Origin of the sequence: Methylobacterium sp. J-070 (assembly GCF_022829385.1) — a bacterium.
Taxonomy (GTDB): domain Bacteria; phylum Pseudomonadota; class Alphaproteobacteria; order Rhizobiales; family Beijerinckiaceae; genus Methylobacterium.
In genome coordinates this window covers 1-20,320 of record NZ_JAKSXX010000053.1, presented here as the reverse complement: position 1 = coordinate 20,320, position 20,320 = coordinate 1, and the positions used below count along the sequence as shown (strand labels likewise).

The window sequence follows — 20,320 nt, the reverse complement described above, 5'->3', positions numbered from 1 at the left end:
GGCGGCCCGCCTCGACGCGGCCTGGCGCGGGCGCTTGCCGCGCATTCGGCCGTCGCACGAAACACGGCCTTAACGAGCGCGTGGGTAATTTGCACACGGACCCGCCGCCGGGCGAACCCGGCCCTTCCGTGACCCGAGCGCCCCCATGAGTACCGTCTCCACCGCGCCGTCGCAGCCCCTCGCACCGCGATGGTCAGCCCAGGACAGCCCCGGGGCGCGGATGTCGGACACGATCAGCCGCGCCGTCTCGGCCGGCACCCTCAGCGGTGCGGACGCCACCGCGCTGACCGGCGCCGTCGCGTCGATCGATTCCAGCCTGTCGGCGGATCGCGCCGGGTCCAGCTCGGCCGGCGCCACCCAGGCGAGGCTCGACCCCTCCACCCTGCAGGACCGGATCGACGGCCTCATCTCCGATCAGGTGAGCGGCGGCAGCCTCACCGACGACCAGGCCACGGAGCTGAAGGCCCTGTTCGCCAGCCACGGCCGAAGCACCGAGGCCTCCGCCACTTCGCGCGGGGACGGCACGCCTTCGGGTCCCCCGCCGGGCGCCGCCGCCGATGCGTCGAGCCCGTCGCGTTCCGGCACCGCCACCACCAACGACCTGCTCGCGACCTTCGTCCACCAACTCCAGAGCAGCCAGTCGGCCGGCGCCGGCTACGGGGCGGCCGGCACCAGCACCGCCACCACCAGCGCGGCGCTGCTGTTCGACTTCCAGAGCTGAAGCTCCCCTCCGCGCGACCTGACGCCCGGCGCATCGCTTGCCTGCGCCGACCGGGGTCGACCCGGGCCGCACGGCACGGCATCACGGTGCCGGCTGCGTTCGCGGAGCCGGAACCGGCGGGAGGCTCGGCATGGAGGCGGGGATGGCGGCAGGACAGCAGGCCGGGTTGCCCAAGGTGGCGTTCATCGGAACGGGCGGGACGATCTCGTCGCTCGGGCGCGATCCCCTCGACATCCTCGACTACACCGCCACCGACCGGCGCCTCGAGGCCGGCGGCATCCTGGAGGCGGTCCCCGAACTGGCGGCGGTCGCCGCCGTGATACCGGTCCCGTTCCGGGCGGTTCCGAGCCCGGCGATCGGCTTCGCCGAGTGGCGCGACCTCGTGCTCCTCTGCGAGCGCCTCCACGCCGCGCATGCGGATCTCGCCGGGATCGTCATCGGGCACGGGACCGCGACCCTGGAGGAGACCGCCTACGCCCTCAGCCTGACCCTGACGGTGGACGTCCCCGTGGTGCTGGTCGGCTCGCAGCGGCCCATGAGCGCGCTCTCCACCGATGCCAAGCTCAACCTCGTGGCGGCCGTGCGCACCGCGGCGGCCCCCGAATCCCGCGGGCGCGGCGTCCTCGTGGTGCTCAACGACGAGATCCAGGCGGCCCGCGAGGTGACCAAGACCTCGGTGGCCCGGCTCCAGACCTTCCGGACGCCGGATTTCGGCGTGCTCGGCCAGGTCGACGGCGACAGCGTCCGCTACTACCGCCGCTCGGAGCGCGCGACCGCGCCGGGCACGCCCTTCGACATCCGGGCCCTGGCCGCGCTGCCGCGGGTCGACATCGCCTACGGCTACGCCGATGCCGACGGCACCGCGGTGCGGGCGTTCCGGGCCGCGGGGGCGCGCGGCCTCGTCTCGGCCGGACTGGCCCCGGGCATGACCCCGCCCGGCGAGGCCGACGCCCTGGAGGCGGCGGCCGCCGCCGGGGTGGTGGTGGTGATGTCGACCCGGGCCGGGAGCGGCGTGGTCCCCCTGACCACCCGCCTGCGCAGCCGCGGCATCCTGAGCGCCGACAACCTGACGCCCCAGAAGGCCCGGATCCTGCTCGCCCTGGCGCTCACCGTCACGACGGAGCCGGAGGCGGTGGCGCGCCTGTTCGCCACCTATTGACGCCGATGCCGCTGATCGACCCGACCCGCTCGCTCCTCCTCGTCGTCGACGTCCAGGTCCGGCTGATGCCGGCGATCGCCGGGGGCGCGGACGTGATCGCCCAGACCGGCCGCCTCACCGAGGCTGCGCGGCTGCTCGACGTGCCGGTCCTGTTCACCGAGCAGAATGCCGGGGGCCTCGGCCCGACCGTGCCGGACCTCGCCCCGGAGCCCGGGGCGGCCTTCCCGAAGATGAGCTTCGGGGCCGCGCAGGCACCGGGCTTCCTCGACCGGCTGCGCGAAGGCCGTGACTGCGTGGTGACAGGCTGCGAGGCGCATATCTGCGTGCTGCAGACGGTGCTGGGGCTCCTGGAGGCCGGCCGCCGGGCCTACGTGGTCCGCGACGCGGTGGGCTCGCGCCGGACCGAGAACCGCGACGCGGCGCTGGCCCGGATGGCGGCCCACGGCGCCGAGATCGTCACCACCGAGATGGTGGTGTTCGAGTGGCTGGGCACTGCCCGGCACAGGCGGTTCCGGGAGGTGGTCAGGCTGATCAAGTGAGCCGGCCGCCTCCGGGCGCGGTCAGTCCCGGCTCAGCGCCGCCCGGGTCTGCGCATCCGGCCCGATATCGTCGGTGCCGTCCATGCCCAGGACCTCGATCAGGCGCATCCGCGCCCGGCTGACCCGGCTCTTGATCGTGCCCACGGCGACGCCGCAGATCGCCGCGGCCTCCTCGTAGGTGAAGCTCTGGGCGCCGACCAGGACCAGCGCTTCGCGCTGGGCAGGCGGCAGGCGGTTCAGGGCGCTCTGGAACTGCGCCATCTCCATCCGGACCTCCTGCTCCGGCAGGGCGGTCAGCCGGCCGGCATGCACCCCGTCGGCATCCTCCACCTCGCGCTTGCGCTTGCGCTGCTCCGAGTAGAACAGGTTGCGCAGGATCGTGAACAGCCACGCCGTGAGGTTGCTCCCCCGGCGGAAGCTGGCGGCGTTGATCCAGGCGCGCACCAGCGTGTCCTGCACGAGGTCGTCCGAGCGGTCGAGATCGTAGGTCAGCGAGAACGCGAAGGCCCGCAGGGCCGGGATCGCCCCGAGCAGGAGGTCGCGCATCTCGGCATCGGCCCCCACAGGGGCCGGTCCGGATCCACTCCCCGCGGGAGCGGCGTGCAGCAACAGGGTCATGGCTAGGCCTCCGTGTCGGAGCAGGCGGCGAGGTCATCGAGCAGCGTCCGGAGGCGATCCGGGATCGGCAGGGCCAGGACTTCGGCGTAGTGCAGGCGCAGGCCGCGCCCGATCCGGGCCCGCGCCGCCTCGCCGATCGTCCCGTCCGGCGGCCCCGCGGGCCGGGGCGGGCGGCCGGCAGCCGGCCCGGTCACATCCGCCGCCCCGGTGGGGATTTCGGTCGCCCGCTCCGCCTTGGTCCCCGTCATGGTCGCGCCTCGTACCGTGCGCGATGCGGCCCCGCGGGGCCCCGCACTTCACCGCGCCGATCCTGGGACCGGCCGCCGCGAAGACGCGTCTCATCGCCTTCCGGCACCGCTGGTATGCCTGGAGGATTTAATCGGTTCTGAATTACGCATTCAGCCAATTTTAATCTCGCGAGACGCGAGCTTGACTGTAAAAAACCAAGTTTTCGTATCGGTTACAATTCAGAAATACTTCGGATGAGCTTGGCCGTAGCGACGATGCATCCCGCCGGATGAACGACGGGTGAGCGCCGACCGGGGTCCGGGCCTCGGCGTCGAGCCCGAGGGGGGCGCGACCGGCCTCCGAAGCAGGGGTGAACGCGTATCACCGCGGGCGCGCCGCGCAGGCCGGTAACGGGCTCGCCCCCGCCCGGCGAACCGGCGGTGGCGTGTCATTAGACATGCCGGGAAGGGCTGGTGCCGGTGGAGAGGATCGAACTCCCGACCTTCGGTTTACAAAACCGCTGCACTACCGCTGTGCTACACCGGCCCGCGACAGGCTTGCTACCAGCCGCCGTGCCGCCGCTCAACCCGCGGGCCGCGCGGAGCCGAGATCTCTCAGCGGCCGGAGCCGCGGATCAGGCGCTTCAGGCGCTGGTCGGCGGTATCGAGGCGGTCGGCCATGCCCCGCCAGATGCAGCGGTCGACCGAATCGCCGGCGTAGAACCCGATGGTTCGATCCTGATGCCGGCAGGCCAGGGTCGGCGGCACCGCGAGCACCGCCACCACCGCCAGGACCACGACCAGCCCGTTGACGACGAGCCATCCCGTCCAGCCGAGCCGGAAGCCCCGGCCCTGTCCGGGCCGGGCACCCCGGCGTCCGCGGCCCCGTCCCGTGTCCGGGCCGAGCCGCGCCATCCGCGCCCGGAACTGGGCTTCCTCGATGGCGTCGGAATCCGGGCCGGACGAAGGCGAGGAGCGCGGTTGGCTGGACATGGCGGACTCGGAGGGATCGGTGCGGCGGCGGATCGATCGGGCTGCGGGGGTCTTTTAAAACTGGGTTTCGACGCGGCCCCCGCGCCGAACCGGTCTCCGGGTGCGGGGAGCGGGGCTCAATCCGTGAGCCGTTTCAGCAGGGCGAAGCTGTCCTGCATCGACAGGACGGTGCCGAGCATCTCGTGCCGGGCGCAGGCGCCGGCGCCGACGAGCCCGAGCCAGCCCGTCGCCGGGCGCCCGCCGCAATCCGCGAAGCTGCCGTAGAGGAACAGCGCCACCGGAAGCCCCAGGGCGGTCAGCTTCACGAGCGAGGCCACCCGCCCGAGGACGCCTCTGCGCGGACGGCGCGCATCGTCTTCGTCCTCATCCCCGTGCCACGTGTCCTCCGGCTCCCAGTGGGTCCGGTCCGAAGGATCGTAGGGCGCGACGATCCCTTGGCGATCGAAGTCTCGGCGGCGGCGATGCATGGCGGACTGCGTTCAGTCTGATCTGATCGGACGAACCGTGCCACGCCTTCGTGAAGCTTGGCCTAAGGGGGATGATTAAACGGGCCTGAACGTGGATCGTGTCGGCCGGGGGCAGGGCGCCGGCTTCAGGCGGCGAGCGCCCGCCTCACCGTGGCGCGCAGATCCGCCAGGGAGAACGGCTTGGTCAGCACGTCGGTGACGATGGCGTCGAGCCCGCGGGCCCGTTCGCGCTGGTCGGCGAAGCCGGTCATCAGCAGGATCGTCAGGTCCGGGAAATCGCGCTTGGCGGCGAGCGCCAGCGCGATGCCGTCCATGAGCGGCATGCGGATGTCGGTGAGCATGAGGTCGAAGCCGCCATCCGCCTCGTTGAGGCGGTCGAGGCCGTCGCTGCCGTCGTTGGCGGTGACGACCGCGTGTCCGTCGATCTCGAGCCCCCGCTTGAGGAAGCCCCGGACAGTCTCTTCGTCATCCACCAGCAGGATGCGCGCCATGGGGTCCCGTAAACGTCCTCGATCCTGCGAGCGTCCCGCCGTCACGGCTTCGGGCTCATGGTGAACGACTGACACCGACGGATCCGGCGCCTGTCAAGATGTCACATTCTGAAAACATCCGCCGCGGCGGGACGTGGGGCGAATATGCCGCGCCGCCGGAGGCTTGTCACGGATCGAACAGGTCCGGGTCGCCGCTGCCGTAGTCGACGACGCCCACGAAGGGCAGTTGGCGGAACGCGTGGGCCGCGTCCATCCCGTAGCCGACGACGAACACGTCGGGGCAGAGGAATCCGACGAAGTCCGCGTCGATCGTCACGGCGCGCTTGCCCGGCTTCTCCAGGAGCACGGCGGTGAGCACCCGCCGGGCGCCCCGCGCCGCCAGCAGGTCCTTGGCGAAGACGACGGTCCGGCCGGACTCCAGGATGTCGTCCACCAGCAGGACATCCCGCCCGCGCACCTCGCTCTGGACGTCGCGTAGGATCTCCACCTGCCCGGAGGAGACCGTCCCGGTGCGGTAGCTCGACAGGTGCACGAACTCGACCTGCGGCGCGAGCCCGACCCGGTGGAGCGCCCGGAGCAGGTCGGCGGCGAACATGAAGCTGCCCTTGAGCACCGCCACGACGAGGAGGTTCTCCGGCCGCGCGGCCAGGATCTCCTGGGCGAGTTCGTCGTTGCGCTTGGCGATCGTCGCCTCGTCGAACAGGGTTCGGACGCGCCGTTCAGGGATGCTCATCTCACGTGTCCCGGGAGCCCGGCCGCGGGACGAAATCCGCCGCGGCCGGCGACGGTCATAGCGTCCGCGGCGCCCGGGGGAAACATCGCATTCGCGCGGCCGAGGATCGACGACGGATCGTCCCACGCCCCGGGCCGGGCCCGCGCCGGGCACGCCGCCGAGCCCGGGCACCGCTTGTGCGCATGTCGTGCTGAAGGGATGGTACCACCGCCCCGGCTCGAACGGGGGACCCCCAGATCCACAATCTGGTTAGGGAGCAAAACAAGCCCTAACATTCAGGTGGTTCGGGATCGGTCAACGGCTTTGCCAGACCTAGCAAAAACTGCCATTGTGATGCTTCGTTAGTAACACTGGGTAACAGGGCATAACGCCCGGTTTCTGTTACCCCTGGTTACCCTGGAGGATCACCAGAGTGGCAGCGCGAGTCCTGACCGTGCAAGCCATCGAACGCCTGAAACCGGACGCTGCGCGCCGGTTGGAGATCCCGGACGCGACGCTGCCGGGCCTGTACTTCATCATCCAGCCGTCCGGCGCAAAAAGCTGGGCGGTCCGATACCGGCATGATGGCCGGACCCGGAAACTCACTCTCGGCGCTTACCCGGCTCTCGATCTGGCCAAAGCTCGAACCGAGGGGAGGGCGGCACTCCAGTCCGTGTCACTAGGGCAGGACCCGGTTGCGGAACGCAAGGTTGCCGCACCCTTGCCGACGCGCGACCTGATCGGCTCGGTGATCGACAGTTTCATCGAGCGGCATGTGAAACCTCGGAACCGGCCACGCACGGCCGAGGAGACCATCCGCATTCTGCGAACCAAGGTGCTGCCGGTCTGGGACGGCCGGAAGATCCAGGACATCGGCCGTCGCGACGTGATCGGCCTCCTCGACGGGATCGTGGATGCCGGAACGCCAGTGGCGGCCAACCGGACGCTGGCGGCGCTGTCCAAGCTGTTCAACTGGGCCGCCGATCGGGGCGTCATTGATGCGAACCCGTGCGTGCGGATCAAAGCGCCGGCTGTTGAGACGAGCCGCGACAGGGTCCTGAGCGACGACGAACTGCGCCTGCTCGGGCGGGCCTGCGCGTCGATCGGCTGGCCGTTCGGTCCGTTCGTGCAGATCCTATTGCTGACGGCTCAGCGCCGAGACGAGGTCGCGAAGATGCGGCGGGTCGAGCTGCGCGAAGGCGGCGCGCTGTGGACGGTCCCGAGCCAGCGGGCGAAGAACGACAAAGCTCACGATGTGCCGTTGAGCGCCGCAGTCCAAGCTATTCTGGGTTCGATGCCGCGAGTGGCAGGACAGGCCGGGTATCTCATCAGCACGACGGGCAAAACCGGTATTTCCGGCTTCGGTAAGGCCAAGAGCCGAGTCGACGCTACTATGCTCGCGCTGGCGCGCGCCGACGCTGAAACCGACGGCTCCGATGCTGATACCGTTCAGATAGAGCCTTGGCGGTTCCACGATCTGCGTCGCACAGCAGCCACCGGCATGGCGCGACTCGGTATCGAACCGCATGTCGTTGAGGCCGTGCTGAACCACCGTAACGGCACCATCAGCGGTGTAGCAGCTGTCTATAATCGGCATAGCTACGGGCCGGAGAAGCGCGCAGCGCTGGAGGCTTGGGCGGCATATGTTGCTTCGCTCTCTGGAGAACGCAGACCATGACATCCATTCAAGATGCATGTCTGCTGTCAGATGCGTTCAAACTAGTTGAAGCGAGAACAGGATCTGCATCTATAGCTGCCTTTGAGATCAATTCGGCCCTGCGCGATGGCAGGGTCCAATCGATGCTCCGGATTATCGATCCATCCGGCAAGACAGATAAGTGGATGGATTTAGATAAATCGACTTGGAATGAGATAAGGATCATGCCGCCCATCTCAGGGCGAGTTCATCCAGGCTTCAAACCAGGACATCCCTTCGCGTCCTTCGGGAACTGTTTTGTTTATCTATCGCGTGGTGAGGTCGCCGAAGTTTGGCCCATGTCTGAGCACAGAGAAGTGGCGATTGCAGATAGCCGAAGCGCAAAGCGGAAAGGCCGTGGCGGGCGCGGCGGTGACTTCGACTGGGAGAAGTGCCTCATCGAAGCGGCGCGCTGGATGCACCACGAAGGCGTTCCAAAAAAGCAAGCTGACTTAGTTCGCTACATTGAGGATTGGTTCGGGGACGACTGTCCAGGTGATACTCAGCTGAAGGAGCATCTGGGACCCCTCTACTTGGCATTTAAAACAGGGCAGCCGGTCGACTAGTTTCCGACCATTTCCGGCCATTCCCGGCTGACACCGTCCAACAACTGGCATCAATAGACAGCGTGTTCCTCAAAGGAGCGGCGCAATGAACGCACGTACCCAACGATCTCCCGAAGACATGCTGCCGGCGGCCCAAGTCCTGGCCCGCTATCAGGTCAGCGACATGACGATTTTCCGGTGGCTGAAGGACGACTGCCTCGGCTTCCCGCAGCCGATCCGCATCAATGGACGCCGCTACTGGCGGCTTTCTGATCTGCAGGCCTTCGAGGTCCGGCAGGCTTCACGGAAGGAGGCCGCATAACTTGACTTACAACGTCAGAACCCCCGGCGCTGGTACGCCGAGGGCTCTGGGAAATGTCTGCTTGGGGGCTGACGATCTCAGAGATAACCCACACCACGTCGACCTTCAAGCGCGCCGGATCACCGCGCGCCTGAAATGCAGCCCCGCCGTCGCCGCGGTCTACGCAGCCCACGCCTTCGAGCTGCCTGAAAACTGGCGGAGGGGCGCATGAGCGCCTCCCCCCTCAATCCCGACGATTACGCCTACGGCGACCCGGACAAGCTCCGGGCCCATATCGCCGAGCTGATGGCGCTCGTCAGCATGCGCGCCAACATGGCCGGCGACTACGCTGCCCTGCGCGACGATGCCGGGCTTCGCTACACGCTCAAGTGCTGCGCGGCCGAATTCAGGGCCGCTCTCAACCTGCTCGGCGACCTTGCCGATCAAACCGAGCGCGAACACCAACGGCGGAAGCCAGCGCCCGTCTCCCATCCTCATTCGAATTCGGAGGCGTGCGTATGAGAGCGCAGGAATTTGCCGTCGAGCTGGAACGGTCACGTCCTATCGAACAGGACAATCTTGGCCCGGCGCGTCCAGAGCCGCTGCCCCTGTTCCCGCCGCTACCGCCCGCCGAACCGTACCCGCTCGACGCCCTCGGTCCGATCCTGGGTCAGGCCGCCCGCGCCATCGCCCGCAAGGTCCAGGCGCCGTCCGCCATCGCCGCCCAGTCGGTGCTCGCCGCTGCCTCGCTCGCCGCACAGGCCCATGCCGATGTGCGCATGCCCTATGGGCAGCGCCGTCCGCTCAGCCTCTATCTCGTCAGCAGCGCCTTCTCCGGGGACCGCAAGACTACCACCGACAACGAGGCCTTGTGGTCGGTTTCCCGGCGTGAGGATGCGCTGCAGGAGATGCACGGCCGCGACTATCAGGACTGGACGGTCACGCATGCCGCATGGACAGCGGAGAAGAAGAAGATCGAGGGCGATCGGAAGCTGGTGTTTGAGGCCCGCAAAGTCTTGCTGACGGACCTCGGGCCCGAACCGCAGGCACCAGTGCGGCCCGTGCTCACCTCCGCTGAGCCGACCTTCGAAGGGCTGGTGAAAGGCTGGCCCAGCATGCCGCCCGCACTCGGGGTGTTCACGGCAGAGGGCGGCCAGTTCACCGGTGGGCATGGCATGGCGGCCGAGAACCGCCTGCGCACGGCCGCCGGCTTCTCCATCCTGTGGGATGGCAAGCCCGTCACGCGGGTGCGGGCTCTCGACGGGGTGTCGATCCTGAAGGGGCGCCGGCTGGCCATGCATCTGATGGTGCAGCCCGACGCGGCGGCGGCCTTTCTGTCGGATCCGGTCTTGCGGGACCAGGGCCTGCTGTCGCGCATCCTCGTGGCGGCTCCCGACAGCATCGCCGGCACGCGCCTGTTCCGGGCGGTGACCACGGACGATGCCGATCAGATCCGGCGCTACCACGCCTGCATGCTGAACCTGCTGGAGAAGGCGCCAGAGGCGGATCGCGTGCAGGGTCTGACGCCGCGCGAGCTTGCGATGAGCAGCGCAGCCGAGGATCGGTGGCGGGACTTCTACAACTGGATCGAGGAGCGCTGCGGTGCCGGCGGTGACTTCCGTCCGATCCGCGACTTCGCCGCCAAGGCCGCCGAGCATGCTGCCCGGATCGCCGGAGTGCTGGCCATCGTGGCGGACGAGCACGCCCTGGAGATCTCGGCCGAGATCATGGCCTCCGCGGTGCGCTTGACAACCTGGTACACCGACGAGGCGCTGCGGCTTCAGCAGGCGTGCCGAACTGATCCCGCGCTACTCCGGGCGCAAGCCCTGCTCGACTGGCTCGGCAACCGCAACGAGGTGGCGGTGAAGTTCAGCGACGTGCTGCGGCTCGGCCCGGCACCGACCCGCACGAAGAAGGAAGCCGATGCCGCGGTCCGCACCCTGATCGAGCACAACCTCGTCGAGGAAGTAAGCGAGCGGCCGCGCCTGATCAGGATTTCCGGCAGGGGTTCGCGGGGATGAGCGACTTTTCAAAAATCCGCATGCCCCCTGCGAAGATTGCGAATTCTGCGAAAGTTCACGCTCTGAGCCCACGGACTTTCGCAGATTTCGCAAGTTTCGCACGGGGCATCTGCAAAACCGCATTTTTGAACCCGGTTTCGTGAGCAACGGAGGGATGGAGATGACCCAGTCCAATATCGCCAGCGCCATCAACGCCGCCCATGCCGGTGTCGAGGCTGCCAAGCGCGAGGGCGCCCGCTACGCCGTCGAGTGCGGTCGGCTGCTCGCCCAGGCCAAGGAGACGACACCGCACGGAGGTTGGGACGCCTGGCTCCGGCTGAACACGACGGTCTCGCCCAGGACGGCGCAGCTCTACATGCGGATCGCCCGGCACGTCGAAGGCGACTTGGCAAAAGCGCAACGCGTTGCGGGTTTGAGCATGCGGGAGGCGGCGGGCGAGGCCACCGGACCGAAGCGCGCCGCGGCGGCTAGGAAGCCCCTATCGCCTCAGGCCGAGCATGACTTCAGCGTATTGAAGCAGGTCTGGGATGAGGCGAAGGACAACCCTGATTGGCAGGAAGGAGCGGCCCGCGAGCTATTCCGCATTGGCTACATCACTAAGCCGCAGCGGAACGACATCATCCGGAGCGTCTGGACGAAGCACTACGCTCATCTGACCGATGCGGATCGGAAGGAAGCTGGTAGACGCGCCGCTGAGCTGATCGTCGCAGCGATCCCGCGCGCGATGCTTCTCGAACTCATTCCGAGGCTCAAGCACGTGCCGGCCAGCGACATCGCCATCGCACTCGGGGACGCGCAGGAGGATCGGAAGCGCCGGGCAGCAGAGGCTCGGCCCTAGCCGCCCGCAAGCCGCTATTGCGATGCCGACGCAGAGCGCGCCGGCATCCGCGGTCTGCTTAACTGCCGTTGATCGTGCTTGAGTGATCGCGGCTGCGATCAAAAAGTCATTTTTGCAGAATTATTAGAGTCGCCGCTGGCGTCTCCGCCAATCACCCTGCCTTCTCTGGTCGTCAACGTATTCTGACCTCTCTGCGGGGTCGTCCTCGCCGATACAAAGGAGGCAACTTTCGAAAACAAACCTTTGATGTTATTCATGGGAAATTCCGAAAAAAGGGCTGCGGGCGAGGTTTCTTCTCATACCTAGCACCCGCGAGCGGGCACAAAGTTCCCTGGCGCCGCAATGGCGCCCGCTGAACAGGCCGAGTACGCGAAGGCTGATCGCTGACACACGTCTATCCACTCAAATGCCGACGCTGGCCGCGCCCGCATCGGCTGCCTGCTTGGCCGTCGCACCGTTGCGCAGAGCCGCAGCTATTGCGGCTGACGAGGCATCGATCGCACCGGCACGCTCGTCGCCGAAATCCCGCATGCTGTTCGCGTTCGATCCGACCCGAGCATGGAAGTTATCCGGGAAGCGCTTGTTGATCCGCTCCCTCAGCATATCGGTCGCCGTGCGATAGTCGCCGGTGAAGTCCTTGGGCGTTTTGGCCGGCTTTGCGCCGTAACCTCTACCATCTTCAGAAACAAGCAATTGACGGTTTTCCATCTGACCAGGTCTAGCCGACATAAATTCGCCGAACTGAGAAAACAGTCTTTTGATGCTATTCATCAGATCTACCAGATAGAGCAGCGGATATCGCCGCATCATGACTTACGTAGCACGCGCTCGACGGCGCAAAGTTCCACGGTGTTGTCATGATGCCCGCCGAGCAGAGGGTCGAGCTGCCAGCTGCGCCCGCCGAGATCGAGGCATTCCGCGTCGGCGCGGAGCGGGCGCTGGCAGGCGCGACTCGATCTGATGGCGCCTAGCAGCGTGGTGGTGACGGGATGAAACTAAGCGCTATTGCCCAGAAGCTGAGTTGGCCAGGTAGAGCATCCACACGATCATGAAGAAGCCGAACGCGCCCGTTGCGGCGACGATCAAGGTTTTCCAGCCGCTCGGAGCGTGGTTGTCATGATGAATGGGCATCTGAATTTCTCGCTCTCGTATCGTGAAAGCGACGTCCGCTCCGAAAGGTCCGGTTTCAATCCGCGCGTGTCGAATGGCCACGGGATCCGCATTGAGGGCGTCGATTACCAGACGTGATCAGCCACAAGCTGCCCGCTCCGATCGAACGTGCCCTGCCATCCGCCGTCGTACAGGTGAACGGTGACGCGTGAGCTACCCGCACCCACCCAGCTTCCGGGAACAATCAGCAGCCTGGCGTTTCCCTCAACGACGGAGCGCTTCAGGGCAGCCGGACTCACACCGATGCGCAGTGCCACGTCTTCGGGATCGATGATCCAGCTGCCAGGAAGGTCGAGATCGAGCCTCATTAGAAAGGGCCTCTGCCGGGATACGCATGCGCGTTCTATCGCTGAGGACCGCCGCTATCGTCCCCCAAATTGTGGAGAGGTATCGTTCAATCGGCCAACGGATTTCAGGCGGGCCGAGCCGACATCCACCGCGACATGAACCGCGGCGGTCGAACGACATTGGTGGCATCGCGCATCGTTACCTCATCATCAGGCAGCAGCGACGCGATCAGCCGCAGCAGGTTATCCCGTTCCTGACCTTGGAACAGGACGAGGAAGGCCCCGAGGTCCAGCTCGACCTCCGGCTCGTCATCGCGGGCGCGGTGTAGCACGTAGGGCTGCCCAGTTTTGAGATCTCGCGTCAGTGCATAACGGTCTCCGAACGGACCAACGTGAAACTCTCTCGCGACCCGTGGGGCTTGCTCAATCATGGCCATTCCAACGCAAAAACCAGCACCGGTAGTGCGGCATATTAGCATGAATTGGCTGGACGGGATATAACATAGGGCAACAGTGGACAACTAAGGACAACAGCATTCGCTTTCGGCCGGCTTGTGCTGCCGCGGCGAACCCTTGCTCAGTTGGCATAGGCGAACCAGAGTTCTGGCTACGCAGTGAGCGAGGCGTAGCCACACCATGATTAACCCTCTTCGTCGAGATGCTTTGCTCCGGCTGAAGGTCGAGACCGACCTCGCCCGAGCCGTGGAGACCACCGCCCGCCAGCGCGGCCAGACCATGTCCGAGTTCACGCGCCAGAGCCTGCGCGCGCATCTCGCCCGTCATGGTGTTCGGCTCGGCCCGGACGACGGCCCCCGCACCCCGCCGGCCGCTCCCGCACTCGCTCGTGCAGCTTGAGGCCCGCCGGCATGAACCTCCCGATCGCAAACATCCGCCAAGACCGGCACGTCGCGTCCTACGTCAGCCTCGGCCGCAGTCGTTCTGACTTGAAGACCGTGCTGCCAGCCTCACCGAGAACCGCCGCTCAAATCCTCGCCGAGCGTGATGCCGCTCAGGCCGAGCGCGAGACCTTGGAAGACTCCCGTTCCGACGTTCTGGTGAACGGCTCGGTGGAAGATCTGCTTGCCCTCGACACCCGCATCGCGCTGGCCAAGGTTCGGCAGGATCAAGCCACAGCCCAGCACGCCGCCGCGGTGTCTGCCGAGGCTGCGGCCCAGGCCGTACACGAAGCCGAGCAGAAGCGCCGCAAGGATCTGCATCGCAAGGCCATGAAGGCCAGCGACGAGGTCGAGAAGCTGGCGACCGAGTACGTCACCGAGGCCCAGCGCCTCGTGCCGCTGCTGTCCAAGATCCGCGAGCGGGCCGCGCTGATCGACGCCGCCAACTATGCCTTGCCTGACGGTGCCGATCCGGTCCCGCCCGGTGAGCCCCGCTACAGCTTTGAAGGCCGGTCCGACCAGCCGCACAGCACGATTGCCAGCCGCGTCCGGCTGCCCGCCCTCGGCACCGACGCCGGCTACATCTGGGGCGAGATCGCCCCGATCCATGGGAGGATCGTCCATGAACCGCACTGAGATTGAGGAAGGCCGCGCCTGGGCCCGCCGTGCCCTCCGCAAGCCCGAGCTGGCCGCCGCTGAGCGCAAGCCCACCCAGGCCGAGCGTGTGGCCGCTTGGTCAGCGCAGAACCGCCAGGACGAGGCCATCGGTACTCAGACCCGATCAACCGCAGTCGAGCAGACCCGGCGCGATCTGCACACGCCAGGCTCATCCTTCACGGTCGGTGCTGAGCGGTATGCGGCCGACGGCTCCCGCTGGAAGCGCGTCGCCTAATCCGGATTGCGCGGGTCCAAGCCCTCACGGGCCTCCTGCTCGCGCCATTGAGAGAGCCGCAGTCCTCTCAACAACGGCAGCCAGCCTGTCCCCGAACGACCATGGCCATGGAACCGGGGATCCAAAGGCCGGCACGACTGCACTCCCTGACCAAGCAGGGATCCCGGGAGATCGCGGCGGAGGGGTCACCCCGCTGCGGTCTCCTCACCCGACAGTCCGGAGAGCCTTCATGGCAGCCACCAAGCCCGACACCGCCGCGCAGCCCGACGTGCCGGTCATCGAGACCACGCCCCGCGATCCGGGTGACGCTCACGGCATCGGCACCACCGAGCGCGCTCCAATCAGGCCCGACCTCCTGCACGAGACTGCCGCTGAGGCTGACGCCCGCTGGCTGGCGTGGCGATCAGCCGGTGTCCGGTGAGACCTCACCGCTACCGGCGCTCGTCATCCAGCACCGGCGGTCCCTTGCCCGCCTTCATATACCTGCCGACGAACAGACCCACCGGGATCGAGAGCAGGAACCAGCCTCGGAGAAAGCGAAGCACCTTGAGCATGGTCCCATCCCTGGCTGCAGCAGGATCAACCGAGCACAGCACAGGGAGTGCCACTGACCATCGTCCAGGGAGGGTGCCCGGTCACGCAAGTCCCTGGGTCCCTTCTAGGGAGGGGGGAAGCCGAGGGTCCGCCCGAGCAAATGACCTGTCTAGGTGCAGGCGCTGAAAACGACTTAACCCTTCACAATTGGCGTCCGACTCATGGCGATCACAACTAAGGCTGCACTTGCTGCCGAGCTGAAGATTTCTAAGGCCCGCGTCAGCCAATACGTGAAGGCTGGCCTGCCAGTACGTTCCGACGGCAAACTGAACCGCGAGGATGCTCTTAACTGGATCCAGCGGACTCAGTTGAGCCAGACCTACGAGGACAAGGGCGTGGTCAGGGCGCGCAAGCTGGCTGCCGATCGGCCGCGCCTCATGCGGAACGCCTTTCTGGTCGACGGCTACGAGCCCGAGGTGGCACTTGCGCGCAGCATCATCGGGCGGGCGGAAGCCATCGTGGCGCGAAGTGCCGTTGAGGCTGGGGCCACGGTAGAACTTGCCTACGCCCTCAGCGTGATGGTCGCGGGCGCCCTTGACGACGCGGCGGCACAAGCCCTTGAGGCTCGTGGGTTCGAGGGGTTTGCCAAAGGCTTCACCGTCGGCGAGCTGTGCGGCACGGCGGACTTCCCCGGTCCTGACTGGCCCGTCCTGGCCAGGCGTGTTGGAGCCGCCTTCGATGAGGAGGCTTGCGAGGCGTTCCTCGCCCAGGTCGAGGCCCGGGGAACCCGTGAACTGGCGGTGCCGGCATGACCGACCAGCCGCCCCCTCAGCCCATCCCCTCAAACGACCCGCCGCGCATCGGCGAGATCCGCGAGCTGTTCGGGATCAAGCTCCGGTGGAATGGCACTCGGTGGCAGAAGGTGACCGCCCATGGCTGATGAAGCGCTCCGCATGCAGGCTGAGGTGGTGGATCGGTTCTCCGGTCCCCTGAAAGCCTTGAGGGCACAGCTTCTCGACACCAGCCGTGAGGGCGCCAAGCACGGCGAGGCTCTGGCGAAAGGGTTGAACAAAGCTGAGGCCGCAGCCCAGGCGACTGCCAACACCGCTAAAACCGTACTGAACCCGGCGTTCGCCGCACTTGGGGTCACGGGTCTCGGTGCGGGCGTTGCTGTCGCGGGCATCGCCGCTGCGCTGAACAATCTCTCCGGCAACCTGTCGAGCCTCGGGCAGCTCGGTCGCGAAACCGGCATGGCCGCGGACCAGCTTCGCATCTTCCAGTCGGTGGCTGGCAAGTTCGGCGTGTCAAGCGACGCATCTTCAGTCGCCGCAAAAAGCTTCTCGCAGAACATGCGCGACATTCGCCGTGGCGTCGGCGAGACGATGGGCTTCCTGCAATCGCAGAACCAAGTGGTCGCCCAGTTCGCCATCAAGCTGAAGGGCACGACGAACAACGACGAAGCCCTCAAGATGACTGAGGAATTTCTGGAGCAGATCCCGAACGCCGTGGATCGCGGTCGCTTCGCCGAGAAGCTGTTCGGTAACATGGATCTGGGCCGCCTCGGCGATAAGCACCTCGGGGCGATCCGGGACCTGAACGCCAAGACCGCCGAGAAGCTAGGACCGCTGGACCCGAAAACCGTCGAGAGCGCGGAGCGGTATGAGCGGGCGCTGGCTGACCTGCGCTCGTCCATGGGCCGCATCGGCACAACGATCGCGTCCGAGCTGATGGTACCGGCTGAGCGGTTTGCGACCTGGATGGACGACATCGCCTCCGGAAAGCGGAAGGAGATGATCGACGGCCTGCGCCAGAGCATGCACGACATCGGCGACGAGCTGAACAAGATCGACTGGAAGTCCGCCGGTCAGAGTGCTGAGCAGATGCTCACCAGCACGACGATGCTGGTGAAGCCACTGGCCGAGGGCGTGAAGGAGATCGCTGCGGCGATCAAAAGCTTCAACGAGGGCAAGGTGGTCGAGGGGCTGCGGCACCTGGATGGCGGCAGTGGCCCGCTCGCCCGCAGGCTTGCCCCTATGGCCGGCGATGACGAGATCAACGCCCAGGAGAACGTCGACCGATTGCGGAAGCTGCGAGACGTGTCGCGGGAGGCGTCTCAGCACCTGATCGGTCGGACACAGCAGCGCATGGGCCTGCTCGACACGCCGGAGGTCGCCGAAAAGAAGCTGGCCGACGCCGAGGCCGAATTGAGCCGGCTCAAAGCCCGCACGCCGGAGCAGCGGCAGAAGGACTTTGACGCTTCGACCGAACGGCTGCGCAAATCAATCGACGGATTGAGCGAGCAACTGAAGACCAAGCAGGACGCCACGGCTCAGAAATCGAGCCTGGACGCGGATGAGCTGTTCGGGGGTGCTCGGATCCAGGCTGCTTCGCTCGGCGGCGCCAGGATCTTCGGTGGGCCGGGCGGCACCGCGCCATACTCCGAAGCGATGCGCGGCACGATGCGGGAGCAGTTCAGGCAGTATTTGATGCGGAAGGTCCCCGGATACGACGGTGGTCCGACAGTGCCGACCGGACCGGACGGGCGGATCCCTGGGCTCGGCGGCGGTGGTTCTCAGCGCCTGCCCGGTATCGGCGGCAGCGGAACGCCTCTCGGCAGTGATGCGGGCAACCTGTCGTCCCTGATTGAGCGCGAGGCCCGTGCGGCCGGCATCGATCCACGCATCATGGAGGGCATTCGAGCCGGGGAGTCCGGCCACCGGCACAACCGGGACAATCCGGCCGCCGCCTACGACAAGAAGGACGATGCCCTTGAGTCGTCCTGGGGGCCGTTCCAGCTCAATCGACGGCGCGGCCTCGGTGTCCAGTTCGAGAAGGAGACCGGCCTCGACGTTCGCGACCCGAAGACGATCGCCTCGCAGGTGCGCTGGATCGCCCAGGGCTTGGCGAAGAACGGCCGTGGCTGGCTCCGCAACTGGATGGGCTACCACGGGGACAGGAACGCCGATCCGCGCTGGGGCGACTCTGGCTACGTGCCCAGCGGCTCAGGAGCGACGGCACGCCTGCCGAGCGCGAGTGAAGGCGATTTCCTCCCGAACGGTGCGCCGCGGGTGCTGAAGCCGAACTCGATGAAGGATGCGCCTGGGCTGACGATGGAGGAGGCCAACCGCCTGCGCGGCGGTCAAGCTGACGGTGAGGCTTGGGCGGCCCGGGAGAAGGCTCGCAAGACCTTCGAGGCGATGCAGAAGGGCGAAGGTCGCCTTGATGCCTCGGCCGCCCGTGCTGGTGTCGTCGGCGGCCCGCACATCGAGAACAACGGGTCGGTTAGCGTCGTCGTGCAGCGGCCAGGGCCGGACACGAACGTCCGGACCTCCGCCTCCGGCAACCTGTTTAAGGACATCGTATTGCGGCGTGGGCGGCCGATGGCATCGGCGGACGGGGCCTGACGCCGTCACCCAGAACGGAGCGCAGATGCGGAAGGCAGATTGAGGCGCTGGGATCCTTCGAACGGATGACGCGACTCAATCGACGGCTGAGCTATTCGAGACCTCTTGATACCCCAATGGCCACTCAGCCCGCCCGGTCCGTCGGCGCGGGCTTCTTCTTGCCGAAGCTGCCTCAATTTAGATTGCCCGAGATCGCGCTGAACTTCGATCCGAGCCTCGAGCCTACCAGCCTGAGCGAGACGATGATGGCGACGGCGATCAGAGCGGCGATCATGCCGTACTCGATAGCGGTGGCACCTGTCTCATCACGGACGAACCGCTTCAGCAGCTGAGGCATGTCACGGATCCTGCGCCGATCAAGGCTCACACTTCCGTGATAGCGTCGGCGCGTTTACGGACCGTGAAGGTCTGGTTTGGCCGCGACTTGGTACCGAACCACATACTGCAGCCGGCGGAGGCCGACGGAGGATAGTTGAACCAAAGCTGCGCCGCGGTGATTGCTGATGGCCAGGCGCACCTCCTGCGTCGAGGCACGGAGGATTTTCATGCGCATCCTAGCTTTCACTGCTCTCGCCGCAGCGGCCCTTGCCACTCTCTCGCTGCCTGCCGCGGCGGTCCCCGCAGGCCCAGCATCCGCTATCGCGGGACCGACGGACGCAATCGTGAACGTGCGCATGAAGAAGCGCCGCATGAAGCATTCTCGCATGATGCGGATGGGTGGCCCCAGCACCAGCAACGGTCCCAGCACGGCTACGCGGGGCGCTCCCGCCGGCAGCACGGGCGGCAATGGCGTGACAGGCAGCGGTGCGGCGCCAAGCGGGAAGTAGCCATTGGTCCGCACTTTGCGGGCAATTCAACCGGCTCGATGATGAGACCACGAGCCCACTTGCGACGCGCTTCAGTTTGGGGGGCGCGTCGCCTTTTTGAGTCCCACCGCGTTGTCGGATCTATGGACACGCGCAAACCTAGCACTGTGGGAGCGATTGCCGAGGGCGCGCACGCCCGGGTGATCGGTCGACCGAAGGACAGTTGCCCTTATCCGGTGGAGTCGGCTGAGCGTCAGGCTTGGTTAGAAGGCTACGACGGTACGCCAACCGAGGATGGTCCCGACTTGCCCCTAGCAGATGCCTGAACAGCGAGGGCAGCGCGCATCCCGGCAGGATAGCTGGGTGGCTGTGAGCGGCAACCTCTTCCGCGACATCGTGCAGAACCACGGGCGCCAGATGGCGAAGGCGGACGGGGATAGCGACGACTGCGGAACCAGCCAGCCGATCGGACGTATACCGTATTCACGAGAGATAAACTCAGCCCGCTCAGTTCGCTGCGCGGGCTTCTCTTTGCGATATGTATGCCTCCAACAACCTGTTCGAGGCAGTGGAGCTAAGCCGGAGATAGCCGTTTCTCTTAATACCCAAGCGCCCGAGACCGGTCGCGAGGATCGCGGACCCAGTTCCGACTTGCGTCGTGGTGCCAACCGTAGGCGTGGCCGCTGCGAATGGCGTCAGCGACGTTCCGGGGCCCCGCAAGACCTTCTGTCCCACCAGGCGCGGTTGCCGCCAGCTGCCCGCCAGGAGGTGTAGCGCCGCCGCCGCGTGCCATGCCAGTTCCGCCAGTGCCCATGAGAGCCATGGCGGATGCAGCAAGCAGGATGCTCATTCTAGATGGCATGCGCTACCGCCCACGTAGAAAAAACAGCCACAGCAGGATGACGATGGGGATCGGCACTCCGATGAGCCACAGCAGGCTGCCTGTCAGCATGTCGCCCTCTCTCCAACCTGCCGAGCAACTCGGCGATCGAGAGTCCGTTCC

28 protein-coding genes and 1 tRNA gene are annotated in these 20,320 nt (G+C 66.7%); 16 read left to right on the top strand and 13 right to left on the bottom strand.

Annotation, left to right across the window (positions count from 1 at the left end):
* The first annotated feature begins 145 nt into the window (after positions 1-145).
* The 3 genes from MKL01_RS03115 to MKL01_RS03105 all read left to right on the top strand — a co-directional run bounded on the left by MKL01_RS03115 (position 146) and on the right by MKL01_RS03105 (position 2,419).
* Complete coding sequence (locus tag MKL01_RS03115; protein WP_243903773.1) at positions 146-721, top strand: hypothetical protein; 576 nt, start codon at positions 146-148, stop codon at positions 719-721.
* A gap of 142 nt (positions 722-863) precedes the next feature.
* The gene (locus tag MKL01_RS03110; RefSeq protein WP_243903772.1) at positions 864-1,880 is read left to right on the top strand and encodes an asparaginase; all 1,017 of its coding nucleotides are present in this window, start codon (positions 864-866) and stop codon (positions 1,878-1,880) included.
* A 5-nt stretch (positions 1,881-1,885) separates the two neighbouring features.
* The gene (locus tag MKL01_RS03105; protein WP_243903771.1) at positions 1,886-2,419 is read left to right on the top strand and encodes an isochorismatase family protein; all 534 of its coding nucleotides are present in this window, start codon (positions 1,886-1,888) and stop codon (positions 2,417-2,419) included.
* Between the two features lie 21 nt (positions 2,420-2,440).
* On the opposite strand, the gene MKL01_RS03100 is transcribed toward MKL01_RS03105, so the two are convergent.
* The 7 genes from MKL01_RS03100 to hpt all read right to left on the bottom strand — a co-directional run bounded on the left by MKL01_RS03100 (position 2,441) and on the right by hpt (position 5,948).
* Entirely contained in the window at positions 2,441-3,037 is a 597-nt protein-coding gene (locus MKL01_RS03100) for a sigma-70 family RNA polymerase sigma factor (protein ID WP_243903770.1), read from the bottom strand.
* A 2-nt stretch (positions 3,038-3,039) separates the two neighbouring features.
* A complete protein-coding gene (locus tag MKL01_RS03095; protein ID WP_243903769.1) occupies positions 3,040-3,285 on the bottom strand; it encodes a NepR family anti-sigma factor in 246 nt (81 codons plus the stop codon).
* Between the two features lie 451 nt (positions 3,286-3,736).
* A tRNA-Thr gene (locus tag MKL01_RS03090) sits at positions 3,737-3,811 on the bottom strand.
* 68 nt (positions 3,812-3,879) lie between these two features.
* Positions 3,880-4,257, bottom strand: coding sequence for a hypothetical protein (locus MKL01_RS03085; RefSeq protein WP_243903768.1), 378 nt, complete (start codon positions 4,255-4,257; stop codon positions 3,880-3,882).
* A gap of 116 nt (positions 4,258-4,373) precedes the next feature.
* Positions 4,374-4,724 (bottom strand): hypothetical protein, encoded by a 351-nt coding sequence (locus MKL01_RS03080; protein WP_243903767.1) that lies wholly within the window; start codon positions 4,722-4,724, stop codon positions 4,374-4,376.
* 125 nt (positions 4,725-4,849) lie between these two features.
* Positions 4,850-5,215, bottom strand: a complete 366-nt coding sequence (locus tag MKL01_RS03075; protein ID WP_007567202.1) for a response regulator — start codon at positions 5,213-5,215, stop codon at positions 4,850-4,852.
* A gap of 166 nt (positions 5,216-5,381) precedes the next feature.
* The gene (gene hpt, locus MKL01_RS03070; protein WP_243903766.1) at positions 5,382-5,948 is read right to left on the bottom strand and encodes a hypoxanthine phosphoribosyltransferase; all 567 of its coding nucleotides are present in this window, start codon (positions 5,946-5,948) and stop codon (positions 5,382-5,384) included.
* A gap of 412 nt (positions 5,949-6,360) precedes the next feature.
* Between hpt and MKL01_RS03065 the strand changes: the two genes are divergently transcribed.
* The 6 genes from MKL01_RS03065 to MKL01_RS03040 all read left to right on the top strand — a co-directional run bounded on the left by MKL01_RS03065 (position 6,361) and on the right by MKL01_RS03040 (position 11,328).
* On the top strand, positions 6,361-7,605 hold the full coding sequence (locus MKL01_RS03065) for a tyrosine-type recombinase/integrase (protein ID WP_243903765.1): 1,245 nt from the start codon (positions 6,361-6,363) through the stop codon (positions 7,603-7,605).
* Positions 7,602-8,189 (top strand): hypothetical protein, encoded by a 588-nt coding sequence (locus MKL01_RS03060; protein WP_243903764.1) that lies wholly within the window; start codon positions 7,602-7,604, stop codon positions 8,187-8,189. The genes MKL01_RS03065 and MKL01_RS03060 overlap by 4 nt, the downstream gene beginning before the upstream one ends.
* Before the next feature lie 85 nt (positions 8,190-8,274).
* On the top strand, positions 8,275-8,490 hold the full coding sequence (locus tag MKL01_RS03055) for a helix-turn-helix transcriptional regulator (protein ID WP_243903763.1): 216 nt from the start codon (positions 8,275-8,277) through the stop codon (positions 8,488-8,490).
* Positions 8,491-8,697: 207 nt separating this feature from the next.
* Positions 8,698-8,991, top strand: a complete 294-nt coding sequence (locus tag MKL01_RS03050) for a hypothetical protein (RefSeq protein ID WP_243903762.1) — start codon at positions 8,698-8,700, stop codon at positions 8,989-8,991.
* Positions 8,988-10,490, top strand: a complete 1,503-nt coding sequence (locus MKL01_RS03045) for a YfjI family protein (RefSeq protein ID WP_243903761.1) — start codon at positions 8,988-8,990, stop codon at positions 10,488-10,490. The genes MKL01_RS03050 and MKL01_RS03045 overlap by 4 nt, the downstream gene beginning before the upstream one ends.
* Positions 10,491-10,650: 160 nt before the next feature.
* Positions 10,651-11,328: a DUF3102 domain-containing protein gene (locus tag MKL01_RS03040; protein WP_243903760.1), complete on the top strand. Its 678-nt coding sequence runs from the start codon at positions 10,651-10,653 to the stop codon at positions 11,326-11,328.
* 402 nt (positions 11,329-11,730) lie between these two features.
* Here the strand turns inward: MKL01_RS03040 and MKL01_RS03035 are convergent, their stop codons facing one another.
* From MKL01_RS03035 to MKL01_RS03025, 4 genes are all read right to left on the bottom strand, one after another.
* Positions 11,731-12,138, bottom strand: a complete 408-nt coding sequence (locus MKL01_RS03035; protein ID WP_243903759.1) for a hypothetical protein — start codon at positions 12,136-12,138, stop codon at positions 11,731-11,733.
* A 192-nt stretch (positions 12,139-12,330) separates the two neighbouring features.
* Complete coding sequence (locus MKL01_RS35615) at positions 12,331-12,459, bottom strand: hypothetical protein (protein WP_279604374.1); 129 nt, start codon at positions 12,457-12,459, stop codon at positions 12,331-12,333.
* 104 nt (positions 12,460-12,563) lie between these two features.
* On the bottom strand, positions 12,564-12,806 hold the full coding sequence (locus tag MKL01_RS03030) for a hypothetical protein (RefSeq protein ID WP_243903758.1): 243 nt from the start codon (positions 12,804-12,806) through the stop codon (positions 12,564-12,566).
* A 104-nt stretch (positions 12,807-12,910) separates the two neighbouring features.
* On the bottom strand, positions 12,911-13,216 hold the full coding sequence (locus MKL01_RS03025) for a hypothetical protein (RefSeq protein ID WP_243903757.1): 306 nt from the start codon (positions 13,214-13,216) through the stop codon (positions 12,911-12,913).
* A gap of 232 nt (positions 13,217-13,448) precedes the next feature.
* On the opposite strand from MKL01_RS03025, the gene MKL01_RS03020 reads away from it, so the two are divergent.
* The 4 genes from MKL01_RS03020 (at position 13,449) to MKL01_RS03005 (ending at position 14,994) form a co-directional block, all read left to right on the top strand.
* Positions 13,449-13,640, top strand: coding sequence for a hypothetical protein (locus MKL01_RS03020; RefSeq protein WP_243903756.1), 192 nt, complete (start codon positions 13,449-13,451; stop codon positions 13,638-13,640).
* A gap of 11 nt (positions 13,641-13,651) precedes the next feature.
* Positions 13,652-14,317, top strand: coding sequence for a hypothetical protein (locus MKL01_RS03015; RefSeq protein ID WP_243903755.1), 666 nt, complete (start codon positions 13,652-13,654; stop codon positions 14,315-14,317).
* Positions 14,304-14,573, top strand: coding sequence for a hypothetical protein (locus MKL01_RS03010; protein ID WP_243903754.1), 270 nt, complete (start codon positions 14,304-14,306; stop codon positions 14,571-14,573). The genes MKL01_RS03015 and MKL01_RS03010 overlap by 14 nt, the downstream gene beginning before the upstream one ends.
* A 229-nt stretch (positions 14,574-14,802) precedes the next feature.
* Positions 14,803-14,994 carry a hypothetical protein gene (locus MKL01_RS03005; RefSeq protein ID WP_243903753.1) on the top strand — a complete coding sequence of 64 codons (192 nt, stop codon included), beginning with the start codon at positions 14,803-14,805 and terminating at the stop codon, positions 14,992-14,994.
* Between the two features lie 10 nt (positions 14,995-15,004).
* Here MKL01_RS03005 and MKL01_RS35610 read toward each other — a convergent pair whose 3' ends face one another.
* Positions 15,005-15,127 (bottom strand): hypothetical protein, encoded by a 123-nt coding sequence (locus tag MKL01_RS35610; RefSeq protein WP_279604373.1) that lies wholly within the window; start codon positions 15,125-15,127, stop codon positions 15,005-15,007.
* Positions 15,128-15,328: 201 nt separating this feature from the next.
* Between MKL01_RS35610 and MKL01_RS03000 the strand changes: the two genes are divergently transcribed.
* Both MKL01_RS03000 and MKL01_RS02995 read left to right on the top strand, forming a co-directional pair.
* The gene (locus MKL01_RS03000; protein ID WP_243903752.1) at positions 15,329-15,919 is read left to right on the top strand and encodes a hypothetical protein; all 591 of its coding nucleotides are present in this window, start codon (positions 15,329-15,331) and stop codon (positions 15,917-15,919) included.
* A gap of 120 nt (positions 15,920-16,039) precedes the next feature.
* On the top strand, positions 16,040-18,511 hold the full coding sequence (locus MKL01_RS02995; RefSeq protein ID WP_243903751.1) for a hypothetical protein: 2,472 nt from the start codon (positions 16,040-16,042) through the stop codon (positions 18,509-18,511).
* Between the two features lie 172 nt (positions 18,512-18,683).
* Here MKL01_RS02995 and MKL01_RS02990 read toward each other — a convergent pair whose 3' ends face one another.
* Positions 18,684-18,848, bottom strand: a complete 165-nt coding sequence (locus MKL01_RS02990; protein WP_243903750.1) for a Flp family type IVb pilin — start codon at positions 18,846-18,848, stop codon at positions 18,684-18,686.
* A 528-nt stretch (positions 18,849-19,376) separates the two neighbouring features.
* On the opposite strand from MKL01_RS02990, the gene MKL01_RS02985 reads away from it, so the two are divergent.
* Positions 19,377-19,643 (top strand): Rmf/CrpP family protein, encoded by a 267-nt coding sequence (locus MKL01_RS02985; protein ID WP_409566190.1) that lies wholly within the window; start codon positions 19,377-19,379, stop codon positions 19,641-19,643.
* Positions 19,644-20,320: the final 677 nt, after the last annotated feature.